10 protein-coding genes and 1 tRNA gene are annotated in these 15403 nt (G+C 24.3%); 2 read left to right on the forward strand and 9 right to left on the reverse strand.

All coding sequences use genetic code 4. The annotated features are described in order from the left end of the window. Window positions 1-139: 139 nt before the first annotated feature. Both MPUT_RS02850 and typA read left to right on the forward strand, forming a co-directional pair. Entirely contained in the window at window positions 140-2842 is a 2703-nt protein-coding gene (locus tag MPUT_RS02850; RefSeq protein WP_014035289.1) for a C1 family peptidase, read from the forward strand. A 131-nt stretch (window positions 2843-2973) separates the two neighbouring features. Then, on the forward strand, window positions 2974-4803 hold the full coding sequence (typA, locus tag MPUT_RS02855) for a translational GTPase TypA (protein WP_014035290.1): 1830 nt from the start codon (window positions 2974-2976) through the stop codon (window positions 4801-4803). A 100-nt stretch (window positions 4804-4903) separates the two neighbouring features. On the opposite strand, the gene MPUT_RS02860 is transcribed toward typA, so the two are convergent. The 9 genes from MPUT_RS02860 to tsaE form a co-directional block, all read right to left on the reverse strand. Next, complete coding sequence (locus tag MPUT_RS02860) at window positions 4904-5680, reverse strand: hypothetical protein (RefSeq protein ID WP_014035291.1); 777 nt, start codon at window positions 5678-5680, stop codon at window positions 4904-4906. Window positions 5681-5724: 44 nt separating this feature from the next. Then, window positions 5725-7527: a translation elongation factor 4 gene (lepA, locus tag MPUT_RS02865; protein WP_014035292.1), complete on the reverse strand. Its 1803-nt coding sequence runs from the start codon at window positions 7525-7527 to the stop codon at window positions 5725-5727. Window positions 7528-7539: 12 nt separating this feature from the next. Continuing rightward, window positions 7540-8484, reverse strand: coding sequence for an alpha/beta hydrolase (locus MPUT_RS02870; RefSeq protein WP_014035293.1), 945 nt, complete (start codon window positions 8482-8484; stop codon window positions 7540-7542). A gap of 1 nt (window position 8485) precedes the next feature. After that, window positions 8486-9124: a ribonuclease H1 domain-containing protein gene (locus tag MPUT_RS02875; protein ID WP_014035294.1), complete on the reverse strand. Its 639-nt coding sequence runs from the start codon at window positions 9122-9124 to the stop codon at window positions 8486-8488. A gap of 15 nt (window positions 9125-9139) precedes the next feature. Beyond that, window positions 9140-10564 carry a proline--tRNA ligase gene (gene proS / locus MPUT_RS02880; protein ID WP_014035295.1) on the reverse strand — a complete coding sequence of 475 codons (1425 nt, stop codon included), beginning with the start codon at window positions 10562-10564 and terminating at the stop codon, window positions 9140-9142. Continuing rightward, window positions 10545-11228 carry a hypothetical protein gene (locus MPUT_RS02885; protein WP_014035296.1) on the reverse strand — a complete coding sequence of 228 codons (684 nt, stop codon included), beginning with the start codon at window positions 11226-11228 and terminating at the stop codon, window positions 10545-10547. The genes proS and MPUT_RS02885 overlap by 20 nt, the downstream gene beginning before the upstream one ends. A gap of 92 nt (window positions 11229-11320) precedes the next feature. Continuing rightward, a tRNA-Ser gene (locus MPUT_RS02890) sits at window positions 11321-11411 on the reverse strand. Between the two features lie 2940 nt (window positions 11412-14351). After that, on the reverse strand, window positions 14352-14915 hold the full coding sequence (gene tsaB, locus MPUT_RS02895; protein ID WP_014035298.1) for a tRNA (adenosine(37)-N6)-threonylcarbamoyltransferase complex dimerization subunit type 1 TsaB: 564 nt from the start codon (window positions 14913-14915) through the stop codon (window positions 14352-14354). Between the two features lie 2 nt (window positions 14916-14917). Continuing rightward, on the reverse strand, window positions 14918-15337 hold the full coding sequence (gene tsaE, locus MPUT_RS02900; protein WP_014035299.1) for a tRNA (adenosine(37)-N6)-threonylcarbamoyltransferase complex ATPase subunit type 1 TsaE: 420 nt from the start codon (window positions 15335-15337) through the stop codon (window positions 14918-14920). Window positions 15338-15403 lie beyond the last annotated feature (66 nt).

The raw sequence follows: 15403 nt of genomic DNA on the forward strand, positions 1-15403 counted from the left end.
AGTATTTAAGATTATAAATTTTAAAAGATAGGAGCAAAATAACTTGCTCTACCTTATTAAAGTACTTATATTTTTGATGCTGTACTTTTATTATCAGAAAATTTGTTTTAATTACTATTATCATAGATAGGTGAAAATTATGAGAAAAGTTAAAAATGTCATTTTATTTTCTATGAGTTTTATAACAGCTAACTTTTCTATTTTTAAAACCATAGATAGTAAGCCAGAAAATATTTTAATAAGTAAACAAACTACTGATAATGATAAAACAAAACAAGATTATTATTCACTAAGAGATGATTATCTTTTATTTAACCAATGACAATTTAATACTGGATTGTGTTGAGACTTTGCTTCGACTAAAGTTTTAGAAACTACATTAACAAAAGCCAATAATGAAATGTATGACTTTTCTGAAGCAAGTATTAGTGCAGGTGATGAAAATAATCTTGCTAATGGTGGTAACTTTTTTAAATTTCATAATCTTTTAACTAAAAATGGTATTGCTTTTGAATCTGATTTTAGATTTGGTGATCTTTATCATTTTCCAAATACTGGAACTTATTATAAAAAGTTATTAGAATTATACAAACCAAAATTTATTACAAACCTATCTGATAAGTTAAAAAAAGTTGAATTTAACCGTAGTGAAATTAGAAAGAATTTAAATAAAATTAAACAACATATCACTAATCACTCAGCATTAATGACTGCTATTGATCACTGAACAATTACAACTAATCCTAATAATAAGAAAAAAACTAATCAGATAGTTCACACTAATGCTAATAACCTTCACGCTGTTGCAATTATTGGTTGAGATGATAATTACCAAACTCTAGATAAACAACAAGGTGCTTTTATAGTTTTAAATAGTGATAAGCCTTATGAAAATAACGATGGAGTTAATTACTTACCTTATGATTCAACGCTTTATGATTTAAATTTATTTGGTTATCAGTTTACAGGTAATAAATTTATTACATCATCTAATAACAATAAAAGTTCAGTTAAAAATAATCATAAAAATTATTACAATTCTCAAAACCCAGATACTAGTTTAAAACAAACTAAGCAATTAAACCAAAATATCTTTAACTGAAATGATCAAGTTGAAATGACTTATAAATTTAACTCAAATCTTGCTAATTTACAAGAAATGAGTTTAAGAGTTTATTATGCTAATCAAGAAATCACTGATCAGTTTAATATTTATTCTACTAATGATAGTTTAACTTTAACACCTATTAAGAAAAAATTAAAAACTGGAAGTTATACAGTCAAACTAAATTACTCATATCAGTTTAACAATAATGATAAGCTTTATACTGATCAAGAAAATAGACAAATCTATGTTTTAGATGGTTCTGAAGGATTATCATCTTATTCTTATTGACAACATTCTAATCAAAATCAAGATTTTAATCATTATCTTTTTCATGCTGCAAATGGTTATAACTTAAATGATAAAATTCCTGTGATTTTATCAACTAATAGTGATGATAAATATAGTTTGAAACAAACTTATATAAATAAAAATAATAAGATAGTTTATAAAGTTGGTAAAACACAAATAAGTAATCTTTATCAAGAAGGAAAAGATAATACCTTTAAAGATATAACTTTAAATAAATTAAATGATCACAAAAATAAGTATGACTATCAAATAACTGTTGATAAATATGTTAATGATCAAAAAGTTGGAGATCAAAAGTACCAAATTTATAAACTAGACGATAAGAAAAACTATGTCATAGCAAAACTTTATTATGATCTAAGAGATGGTGCTAAACTAGAAAATCTCATTAATGAGATTCCTTTTGAATGAAATTCAACAACTGAAAAAAGATATCTAGAAAATCCAACTCATATTGATAATCTAAAGTTTTTAGGTTGAAAATATCTTAATAAAAATGGTAATCAACAAGATGTACCAAAACAAAATGACAAATATTATTTAGACTATAATCTTATAAAAAATTTAAAAACAGACAGTAAGAACTTAAATTTTATTGCCACTGGTGGAAGAGATAATCAATATCATACTCCAATCATTTTAAAACCTGTGTTTGATAAAACACACCAACAAGAACCCGTGATTAAAATAATTAACCAAGAAAGCAATTTTACAGCTAATGAAAAAATTGATATAAACAATTTTCAATTAGAAATTAAAGATAATCACAAGTCTTATAAAGTTACTCCTAATAGAGTGGTTTTAGAAAATGATGGTGCTTATAATTATGATGGTTTTGTAAAAATAAATCATAAGAAGTTGACTTTGGAATTTGATTATAAAAATAGAATTTATCAAAAAGAAATTTCGATTAATGTTAAAAAGAAAGTTATCTATCCTGACTTAAAACTACTAAACTCTAAACTAAAATATGACCCTAATGGCAATGAAGTTAAATTCAATCATAATATAGATTCAAACATAGTACAAGTTATGGGAAACTATGCTACTCAAATTGGAAGCTATACAGTTCATCTTAAAATAATTAATGATAACTACATTTTTGCAAATAATAAAAATCAATTATCATTTGACTGGTCTGTTGATAGTCAAAATAGTGGTCATGATAATTCAAACAACACTAATATTGATAATAATCATGATTTTCCAAACAATCACAATCAACCTATTCAACCAGACAATTCTAATGCTGAATCTGAAAATCAAAATAAAGATAACAATCAAACTAACCAAACTAGTAACAATCAAACAAAAAGTAGTAAAACTCGTAGAATTGTTATTTTAGCTGGTACTACAACAGCTACAGCAGCAATAGTATTACCAAGCACTATATGATTGGTTAAGTTCTTAAAGAAAAGAAAATAAAAGATAAATCTAAAGTTAAAAAACTTTTTTATTGTTGAGATATAAAGTACTTGTTTAGTTATTTAAATGATTTAAAAAAGTTAATAATATATTAAAATTAGTTTATTGCTTATTAAATTCGGGGTGAATAAATGAATAATCAAAAGATTATAAATATAGCAGTGATAGCTCACGTTGATGCAGGTAAATCTACTTTAGTTGATGCACTGTTAAAACAAGGTGGAGTTTTTCGTGAAAATCAAGAAGTAGTTGCTCAAGTTATGGATTCAAATGATCAAGAACGTGAAAGAGGAATTACCATTTATTCAAAAAACTGTTCAATTAATTATAAGGATATAAAAATTAATATTGTTGATACTCCTGGACACGCTGATTTTTCAAGTGAAGTTGAAAGAATTATGAAAACTGTAGATACAGTTATTTTACTAGTTGATTCAAGTGAAGGACCAATGCCTCAAACAAGATTTGTGCTACAAAAAGCATTAGAAATCGGACTAAAACCGATTCTATTTATTAATAAGATTGATAAAAAAGATCAGAGAGCTGATGAAGTTGTTGAAGAAGTTTTAGAGTTATTTTTAGAACTAAATGCCACTGATGAACAATTAAACTTTACAACTTTATATGGAATTGCAAGAGAAGGTATTGCTCAGTATTCTTTAGATAAAAAATCAACAAACTTAAATCCATTATTTGAAACAATTGAAAAACAAATTAAAAGTTATCCACTAGCATTAGCTAATAATAACTTAGTTATGCAAGTTTCGACTCTTGCTTATGATAGTTTTATTGGTCGTTTAGGAATCGGAAGAATCTTTGAAGGAATTATCAAAGAAAATCAAACTGTTTCAGTTGTTAAAAACAATGGTTCAATAAAACAGGCAAAAATTACTAAACTAATGGTTTATCAAGGATTAAATAAAGTTGCAGTTAAACAAGCAACAGCAGGAGATATTATCACTTTTGCAGGAATAGAAGATATTTCAATTGGTGATACTATTAACGAGTTAAACATCATAAAACCACTAAAACCAATTTTAATTGAAGAACCTACTATGTCTATGAATTTTTTAGTTAACACTTCTCCTTTTGCTGGTAAAGTAGGAAAATTTGTTACTTCAAGAAATATTAAAGAACGTTTAGAACGTGAGACACAAGTTAATGTTGGTTTAAAAGTTGAACCTTTAACAAATTCTAATATTGAAGGATTTAGAGTTTTAGGACGTGGTGAACTTCATATTTCAGTTCTAATTGAAGCAATGAGAAGAGAAGGATTTGAACTAGCAGTAAGTAAACCAGAAGTGTTATTTCAAAAAGATCCGATTACCGATCAAATTCTTGAACCAATAGAAAAAGTTATTTTAAATGTTCCAAGCGAATACTCAGGTACTGTTATTAATAAATTAAACTTGAGAAAAGGTGTCATGCTTGATATGGATTCAGATGGTGTGAGAGATAAAATTACTTATTCAGTGCCTTTAAGAGGGTTAATTGGTTTTAGAAGTGAATTTACCAATGATACTCATGGTGAAGGAATTATGATCAAAAGCTTTTTAGAATATCAACCATATAAAGGTGAAATCACTAGAAGACAAAACGGAGTGTTAGTTTCAATGGCTAATGGAAAAAGTCTAGCGTATGCTTTAAACAATCTGGAAGATCGTGGAATTTTATTTATCGGTCCACAAACTGATGTTTATGAAGGAATGATTATTGGTCAGCACTCAAGAGATAATGATTTAGATGTTAATCCAACTATAAGTAAAAAATTAACTAATACTAGATCTAGTGGAACTGATGAAGCTATTAAACTAACTCCATTTAAAAAAATGAGCTTAGAAGAAGCTTTAGAATACATTCAAGCAGATGAACTAGTTGAAGTAACTCCAACTGACATTAGATTACGTAAACGTTGACTAACTCAAGTTGAAAGAAAACAACACAGAAACGATAAATATTAACTATTAGCTTATTTTTATAAATTAAATTTAACAATTATTTTAACTAATATTTAACTAAACAAAAAGGATTGATTCAACAACTGTTTAAATCAATCCTTTTTTATTTATTAATTGTTTTAATCATTTCTAACTCGTCATTTCTTTCAGAATAATATAGTTTATTTTCATAATCAAGAATACCGATTTTTTTTAATTCTAAAAATTCTAGTGTTTCATAAATTAAAATTAAATAATAAACTATAGTCTGACAAAAAATCATAAAATTTAGAAATTCATTAGCGTCTTGAACTTCTGATGGTAATAATTCAAAATCTTTTTCTTCAACTGCGTCAACAAAATCAGACAAAATTTCTTCGATTGAATATATTTTATCGATTGAATCAGTAATTGACTGTGCCTTTTTAACTTTTTTAAGTGCTTTTAAAAAACCTTCATAGAAAAAATCAAATTCTTTAATAGTATCTAATTGTTTTAATTGCTCAATAAAATAGTCAACATAAGTTTTAGCTAATTCATAAAAAGTATCTCTAATTTTTAGATCAACACCAAATTCATCAACATGATCAAAAACTCTAGATTTAGGTTTTGGTTTTTGATAAAAATCTTCAAACTCACTGATAACTGATAATAAAACTTCTAATCTAATTAAAAATAAATCATTCAAGTCTTGATTGTTATCTGTTGATTCTGAAATAAGTTTAACTTTAGTTTCTGGAAAATATGTATCAATTCATTTTTTAAAATTGGCAATATCATTATCTTTTTGTCACTTGTCTTTTATCTCTTTAAAATAATTTGGTTCTCAATTAACTGTGTTTTCTAAAATTAACAGTTCGTCTTCTAATATTTGTTTTAAAGCTTTATCATATATAAACATAATTTTGGTTCTCCCTGTATTATAGTATTAGATTTTTATAAAAATTAGTCATCTAATTTTAACACTGCAATGAATGCTTCTTGTGGCACTTCAACAGAACCAATTTCTTTCATTTTTTTCTTACCTTCTTTTTGTTTTTCTAATAGTTTTTTACGACGCGATTTATCAGCTGCATGCAACTTTCAAGTAACATCTTTTCTATAAGCTTTAATTGTTTCTCTAGAAATAACTTTATTTCCGATGGTCGCTTGAACTGGTACTTCAAAATTTTGTCTTGGAATTAGTTCTTTTAATTTTAAGGTAAGAGCAGATCCTCTTTGATAAGCAAATTTTTGGTTAACAATCATTGAAAAAGCATCAACCATATCACCATTTAATTTGATATCCATACGAACTAATTTAGATTCTTGATATCCGATTAGTTCATATTCAAATGAAGCATAACCTCTAGAAATGGATTTTAATTTATTAAAAAAATCAAAAATAATTTCAGCTAATGGCAATTGATAAATAAGAATTCTTCTGAGATCATCAATAATTTCTATGCTCTTATAAATACCTAATTTATTTTGACATAAATTCATTAAATCTCCAATGTAATCAACTGGAGTTGTAATTTTAATTTCAACAAAAGGTTCTTCAATTTTTTTAATTTTTTGAGCATCAGGTAATTTTGCGGGGTTATCTAATTCTAAGATTTCACCGTTTGTTAAATGAACTTTATAAATTACACTAGGAGCAGTAGCAATTAATTCAAGATTATATTCTCTTTCTAATCTTTCTTGAATCACTTCCATATGCAATAATCCTAAAAAACCACACCTAAAACCAAATCCTAATGCTTGACTGGTTTCAGGTTCATAAACTAAAGATGAATCAGATAGTTCAATTTTTTCTAAAGCGTCTTTAAAATCTTGATATTTATTAGTATCAATAGGATAAATTCCACAATAAACCATTGGTTTTAGTTTTTTATAACCTTCTAGTGGTGTTGACGCTGGATTAATAACACTAGTGATTGTGTCTCCAACATTAACATCTTTAATTGTTTTAATTGAAGCAGTAATTCAACCAACTTCACCAGCTTCTAAAACATCTTTTTTGATGATTTTTGGATTTTTAATTCCCAGTGAGTTAACTTCATATTCAGCATTATTTGACATAAGTTTAATTTTGTCACCTAGTTTAATAGTTCCTTGCTTTAATCTGACTGACATGACAACACCAAGATACTTGTCATAATAACTATCAAAAATTAGCGCTTTTAAAGGTTTAGTATCATCAGCATCATTAGGGGCAGGAATTTGATTAACAATTGCTTCTAAAACATCTTCAACATTTAAACCAGTTTTTGCTGAAATCAACGGAGCATTACTACAATCAAGACCAATAACTTCTTCAATTTCATTTTTGACTCTTTCAACATCAGCACTAGATAAATCAATTTTGTTAATCACAGGAATAATTTCTAAATTATTATCAATTGCTAAATAAACATTGGCCAAGGTTTGAGCTTCAACACCTTGAGTGGCATCAACAACTAAAATCGCACCTTCACACGCTGCTAAGCTTCGTGAAACTTCATAAGTAAAATCAACATGACCTGGAGTATCAATTAAATTAAAGACATATTCTTGATTGTCTTTAGATCTATATTTTAATTGCACAGAATTTAGTTTAATAGTAATTCCTCTTTCACGCTCAATATCCATCGAATCTAAAAGTTGGTCTTGCATTTCGCGTTTTTCAACTGCATTAGTTAATTCTAAAATACGATCAGCTAAAGTTGATTTACCATGATCAATATGAGCAATGATGCTAAAATTTCTAATTTTAGATTTATCCATACTATCTCCTTTCTATCAGTCAAATTTTTTACTATATTTATTTATAAATCACATAATGTTTTGTTCTAAATCAGTATTAATTTGTTCATCAAACACCTTGTCTTTAGAATTATCAAAAATAATATAATGAGCAAAACAATCATTTTTTAACAATGTTTTTAATTGGTTTTCAGACATTTTTGCATACATTTGAGGTTTTGTATAACTATTGTTGTTAGCTAATAATAATATAGGTAAGTTTTGTCTTATAAATTTTATATTATTTGTTAAATTATTAAATATCATGCATTTATAAACATCACGTAATGCACAAACGCTAAATACTTTAGTTAAAAGTGGATCTTGCATTAACTCTAAATATTTTTTAAAGATTTCATTATTTTCAATATTGCGTTCTTTTTTCATTAATCTTTTAAATCTTTTTAAAAATAAATTTTGTTTAAACGTGCAGGGATATTTTTTTCCAGCAGAAATTTCTATTAAAAATAATCATAAATTATTTACTAGTAAGTTAAGTTTATTAAACTCAATAAAAGAAGATAATATTAATCCATCAATTGTTTCTGAATATTTAATAGCATAAGCTTTGGCAAAAATACTTCCAAGAGCATGAGCAATTAAAAATAATGGTAGATGTTTATAAGTTTTTTTAACATAATCATTAACTGATTTTAACTCTTCGACAATCAATTTTCATCCATTAAAATAATTGAAAAATACTGGATCTTTACTGCTTATTTCATCAGGTTTTTCAAAGCCTTTTAGTGATGAGCAAATAACAATAATATTTTGCTTATTCATTCTTTTTGCAAATTTTGTATAACTTAAAATTTGTTCAGCTCCAGTTGCAATTAAATGAATAACTGCTTTAGGTTGTTTATTAGTTATTCAAATATATGTTTTAATTTCTCGTCCATCAATTGCTTGAATTTGAAAGTTATATGCTAGTTCTTTCATACTAAACCTCTTTTAAAACAAGCTTGTATGTTGCATTAAAAGCTAATCTATCAGCTAGTTCATTATACTTATTATTACTATGAGCTTTTACTCATTCAAAAGAAATATTTATTTGCTTTTGTTTGTTTTGCATATACTCTTTATATTTTTTAGTAAATTCTTTATTTGCTTGTCATTCCTGAGTTACTCACTTACTAACTCCTTGATAATCATGATAAATTTTTAAATCTTTGATATTGTTGTCTAAACAAAATTGAGTAACATGCATAGCAGCTAGCAATTCTCCAGCAACATTTCTAAGCTCAGCAGTTTTAGAATCATTAAATCTCTGACTAATATGTACTTGTTTATTATTAAAAATAACAACAGCACCAAATGAATAAGTTTTAGATTCAACATCATAACTACCATCAGTATAGGCAATAGCTGAATTTTTATCAGTACTAATGGTATTTTTTGCTGGTTTAGTTATAGTTTGCTTATTTTTATAATTAAGATAATCTAAAGCGTCTTGTTTGTTTGAAAAAGCTTTAAATTCAGCATTAGCAAACTTATCAACTTGAAGTTTTGTTTGCTCTCAAGAAGTATATATTCCAGGCTTGCGTCCTTGTTTAACTGCATAAAATTTTTGATTAGACATAGTATAAAACACCTCTTAATAAGCTCTGGCAAAATAGACTTTTAATTGTGAGTCTTTTTTACAATTAAAACACTTAGATTTAGTTTGCTCAACATCAAAAGCAATACATCTAGAGTTTGTTGAGGTCTTTTGTTTTACATCATTTTCACAAGTTATATCACCACAAAAAGGCACTAAAACAAAACCTTGATTTTGTTTTAAAATTTCAATGTATTGTTCAATTGAATCAGCAGTAAATGTTTTTGACTCTCTATTTTGCAAAGCTTTTTGATAAAGTGAATTATCATAATCTTTAATCATCTGATCAACACTTGATACAACATTGTTGATATCAACTTTAATCTTGTTAGTTTGATCATCACGTCTTGAAATAGTTAACTGATGATTTTCAAGATCACGAGGACCAATCTCAATTCTAATAGGAATACCTTTAATTTCAGCTTCACTGATCTTAAATCCAAAGCTTTTGTCAGTATCATCAATTTCAGTTCGATAATTTGCTAGTTGTTTTTTTATTTGTTTTGCAACCTTTTGAATTTGATCAGTGTTTTTAATTTGAATAATTTGAACTTGAATAGGTGAAATTGAGCTTGGTAATATTAAACCATTATCATCACTATGAGTCATAATAATTGCTCCAATTAAACGAGTTGAAACTCCTCAACTAGTCGAATAAGCATATTCTAGTTGACCATCTTTATTTTGAAATTTAATGTCATAAGCTTTTGAGAAATTATCAGCAAAAAAATGTGAAGTTCCACATTGCAAAGCTTGACCATCAAACATTAATGATTCGATTGTATAAGTGTCTTTTGCTCCTGCAAATTTTTCCTTTACAGTTTTTTTACCAGCAATTACTGGTAGTAATAGAATCTTTTGAGCAAAATTCTTATAGATCTGTAATACTTTCAAAGTAAATTCTTCAGCTTCATTATAAGAATTGTGAACAGTGTGTCCTTCTTGTCATAAAAATTCACTAGTTCTTAAAAATGGTCTTGTTGTTTTTTCTCAACGCATAACATTACATCACTGATTGTAAATTAAAGGCAGATCTCTATATGAGTTAACTTCGTTGCTAAAAAAATCCATCATCAACACTTCACTTGTTGGTCTGATAAATAAAACTTCTTCAAGTTGTTTGTCTCCAACTTTTGTGACAGTAGCAATTTCTGGAGAAAAACCTTCAATATGATCTTTTTCTCTATTAAACAAAGATTCTGGAATTAAAAGTGGAAAGTAGACATTTTGAACTTTTATTTTTTTAAATTCAAGATCTAAATGTTTTTGAATTAATTCTCAAATAGCATAACCATAAGGTCTGAAAATCATTGTTCCTTTAACAGCTCCATAACTTGCTAGTTTTGCATTAATAACAATATCTGTATATCATTTTGCAAAATCAAAATTACGAGGTGTTATCTTATCTAATTGCTTTACCATGTTCTTTCCTACTTTCTTGTTTGACAACTCCATCAGTTCCAAAATATAATTTAATTTTTAACCCCGATTGTTCAATTGCTTGTTGAGCTTTTCGATAAACTTGATAGCTTCTAAACATAATTCAGTCAATTGACTCAACTTGGATATCTTCAGAAATAATAGCCATTGACTTAGATCGATCTCAAATTCAATCTTTTTTAGTTGATTTAGCTAAATGTTTAGGATTAATTCCTATAATCATAACCTCTTTAGGATTAAACCCCGTATCAGTCATTCACTTTCAAAAATGAGCTCTAGAAGAAACATCAAATTCTAATAAAATTGAATGTTCTTGTTGTTGATAAGATCAAACTACATATTCTTCAGTTGGTTTTAAGATTAAGCGTTTAACTGGACGAATACCATAATCTAAAATATTTTGTCAATTCTTGTGATCTGTATAAAATAAAAAATATTCAATACCCTTTTTTTCGAATAAGTCGATAATAGTCTTTTTTTCACTTTCTTTTGTCATGAAAAAAGAATTTAAAAGATTATCAAAATAATTATCTTCAATTAAATCATTATTATTTTTTCAAAATTTTAATTTTGATACTAATTCTTTAATATTTTCTTTATTAAATTCTTTTAGTTTTGATTTAACTTTTTTATCCTTTTTTTTCATGATTTTATCGATTCTTTCTTTAATAATTATATATTCTTTACAAATTTAATGAATAAAAAGGCTGCGTCAAGCAGCCTTGTAATTTTCTAAAATGGCGGGTTAAGAGAGACTCGAACTCTCGCGCCGGATAACCGACCTAACACCTTAGCAGGGTGTCCTCTTCACCAACTTGAGTATTAACCCATAACATTAAATATTATTACATAAAAAATAATTAAATAAAACTATAGAATAATAAAGTTTTGAATTTTTAATACTTGCTAATTAAAAATTAAATACTAACCATATTAAGCAATTGTCAACAAAATATCTATTTAGATGGATTTAAAATATGCTTTAAATAAAGTAGTAAAATCTTAAAATTGAATAAATTTAGTGCTTTTTATCTAGATTTTTAGCATGTTACTAGAAATTTTTCTAGTTTCATATTTTTTATAGTAAGTAAAATATAAATAATTTTTTAATTATTATCTGTATTTATTAATTTATTTTGCTGTTTATTAATAAACTAGATGCATATGATTAATAAGATATTAATAACTTATTTTATTAATTATTTCTATTCTAAACTTATTATTTTTTGTAGATTAAATGAAATAAAATAAATAATAAAATCACTTTTTTCAACATTATCTTCAATTTAAAATGATAATTCTATAACTCATTATTAAAAAATTACAAGCTATATTTTAAGAAAGTTTTTCGATAAAATGAGAGAAATTTAATATAAATTTAGTCAATATTATAAAAATAAACTAAATAAAATTAAGCATAACTTATAGAATACATAAACCTTAAAAATTAAATACTGTACTAATAATTTTCTATATTAATTTAATAAGAAAGTTAACAATAATTTATAGAATCTAAAATTTTAAAAAAACAAATGATAATACAAGTTAAAATCTCAAATCATTTATTAAATGCCTGAATTAAATGCTAATAAGATTCTAAATCTAAGCAAGTATTTAGTAATTTAATAGTACTAAAATTAATTCTTCAAATAGTTTTAAAATGCGAATAATGAGTAATTTAAAAGCACTATGCTTATGTGATATTAAAATCAAAAGAAAAATACAATAAATAATAACATCAAATTAACTTAAATTAAATTTTTAAAATAAAAAGTTTTTACGATAAATACTGATTATTTTGATAGCAAAAAACTCTTAACTCATAAATAACATTGTTTAGCAAATAATTAAACATAATCTTATCATTAGATTTAGTCGTGCTTTAATAGATAAATAATTTGTACAAAACCTTACCTTTAATATAGAATCAGTCGCTTTTTAAATTATGAGATGTCTCATTTTCATATTATCAACCTTACACAACGAAGTTTTATGTTAACAACTATTAATAAAACGAGTTTTTCAATAACAAAAAATTATTTCAGTGTAAATTGTGAGCATGATTATTATTAATTCTAACTATAAATAAATTATTAGTTTCTTAGTTCTAAAAGTATTATTTATTAGTTCTAATAAACATTTATTTTATTAATTATTACAGATTGTATTAAAACTTAATTTTATATTTCTAAATTACTAGTGATATAACTAATAAGATAAGATTTTATCAATAAATTTATAATCATATTTAATTCAAATTTTTCGATAAAATGAGAGAAATTTAGCATAATTTTATCCAATATTTTAAAAATATAAAAACTAGTAAATTACTCTAACACTAAAAAAGAATTCATTTTATATAAAAGATTTAATTACATACAAAACTAACTTTATTTTGTATATCTGAGTTTATTAAATGTTTTAGTAAAAAATAAATAATAAAGCATTTAAAAAAACTGTTTTTAAATTGAGTAACCGAAATTATTTTGAAAAGACTTTAAAACTTTTGTTTATTAATTAAAGAATTAATTGTAGGTCACATGCCTTAATACAAGCTTATTTATTGAAATAAATTCACACTTTGTGTACATCTAAAATATGAGTTACTTTAATACACTAAAAGAACATATTTTAAATATGCATTTAATTCTAATATTTTTAAAAATATTGTGGCTTCTCTAAATATTGGTCAAGACAGAACAAAATACAAAAAATATTAACTAAAAACTTTGAATAACTCAAATGAAATAGTGTAAAATAAAAATTTTAAAATATGGGCAGTATTTATCATAAATACTGAGTATTTTGAATATAAAATACTCAAATAAACAAAAAAAAGAATATAAATTTCAGTTATAAAATAAGTAATGATTTTTATATTAAAAAAGTTAAAAGATTTAAATAAATAACTAGTAATTGATAATAACGTTATTGAAATCATCACAATAAAAGAAGAAAGGAAAACAAATATATTATTATAACTATTGTTCTTATAAAATTAATAATTTATTAATGTTAAAATAGTATTTTTCTATATAAATCAGCAAATTATAGTGCAATTTTATTTATGTATTTTAGTAATTTCTTTTGTTATCTTTTGAAAAAATTAGCTAAATTAAATTCTTACCTTTATAAGTTTTCATACTCAATAAATCTATTAGCAAATTTTTGAATGAGTGAATAGATGTTTAAGTTAAATATTACAAATATTATTTAAGCTAAGTTTTACGATAAAATGAGAGAAATTTAGTATAAATTTAGTTAATATAACAAAAATAAACTAAATAAAGTAAAATGATTTAGATTAATTAATTTAAAGAAAAAAATAAATTAAATTAATAAAATACTAAATCATTAAATACTAAAAAGCAGATAGAAAAATAGCTATAAAAATTAAATACATTTCTTTATTCTTTTCTGTTCAAAGATTTAAAATTACAATTTTTGTTTGGAGATAAATCCTTTTATTGAAAAACAAACACGGTTATTCTTAAAACATTATTAAAATATCTTCTATCTATTTTAATAGAAGATTGAAATAAGTAAAAAACTAAAATTCTTTTTTTAAAATATTGTATCCTTTTTATGTCTATTTTGAATTTTAGAATTACATAAGTCAGTAAAACTTAAAAGTGAATATTAATATTTTTTTACAAAGACATTACGGTCTCAAAACAAGAGTGAACTTAAATTTTAAAATTAATCAATTTTAAAATTTAAAAAAATGATTAGAATTATCTAATCATTTTTATTTAAACAATTATCAATATTAAACAAAACTTTTAACATATAACGGATTAATATTATTTACATCTTCAACCAGTTCAAAGATTTCTTTAGTCTCTAAATAATTATTAATAAAATCTATATCATAATCTTTAACAATTTTAAATTCACTATATTTATCAAAATAGCTTTGTAGTTCGTCTTCAGTAACTAATTTAATATTTTCTAAAACCTTGAAATGATCATAAACAGCTAGATAATACTTATTACTTCTAGCATCTAGTAATGAAAGCACTTTATTTTTACCAGCTTGAAATAACAATGAATTAATTAGATAAACCTTTATATTGTTGTTTAATGTTTTAAGAGTTTTAACTATTGTTAACCCAACTCTTACTCCTGTATAACTTCCAGGTCCTTTTGTTAAATAAAATGAACCAACATCTTTAATAGTTAAGTTATTTTTATATAGAAATAATTTTAGTTGATCAATAGCAATATCAGAGATCTTTTTATTATCCTTAATGATTAAATAATCAATTATCTTATTATCTTTTTCTAATATAAAAATAAGCTTTCAATTAGTTGTATCTATAAAAAGATTCATAGTTATTCTCCTAAGATAAATATTCTTTTATTTTCATCAATAATTTTAATAGTAATAGTAATTTTATTTGTGTTAGAAAAATCTAGACTTAAATTCTCATATCATTCAATAATATTAATACTATTATCAAATTCATCTAAATACATATCAATTTCTGAGTCATTGTTTAATCTATAAGCATCAACATGATTAATCTTAAAATCATTTGTTTGATACTGATTTAAAATTACAAATGTAGGTGATGAAATATTTTCTTTAACACCCAATTCTTTTAACAAAGATTTTGTAAAAGCAGTTTTTCCTGAACCCAAACCGCCATTTAATAAAAGATAAAAAGGTAACTGGCTATTTTTAATTTGCTTAGCAATTTTAGTTGCTAAGTTATTAGTGTCTTGTAAATTATTAATATAAATTTCTTTCATATTAACTCCTAATATTAATAATATATGCTTTTTATTTTAGCTAATATCTTTAGATAATAAAAATCC

The organism is Mycoplasma putrefaciens KS1 (genome assembly GCF_000224105.1).
Classification (GTDB): domain Bacteria; phylum Bacillota_I; class Bacilli_A; order Mycoplasmatales; family Mycoplasmataceae; genus Mycoplasma; species Mycoplasma putrefaciens.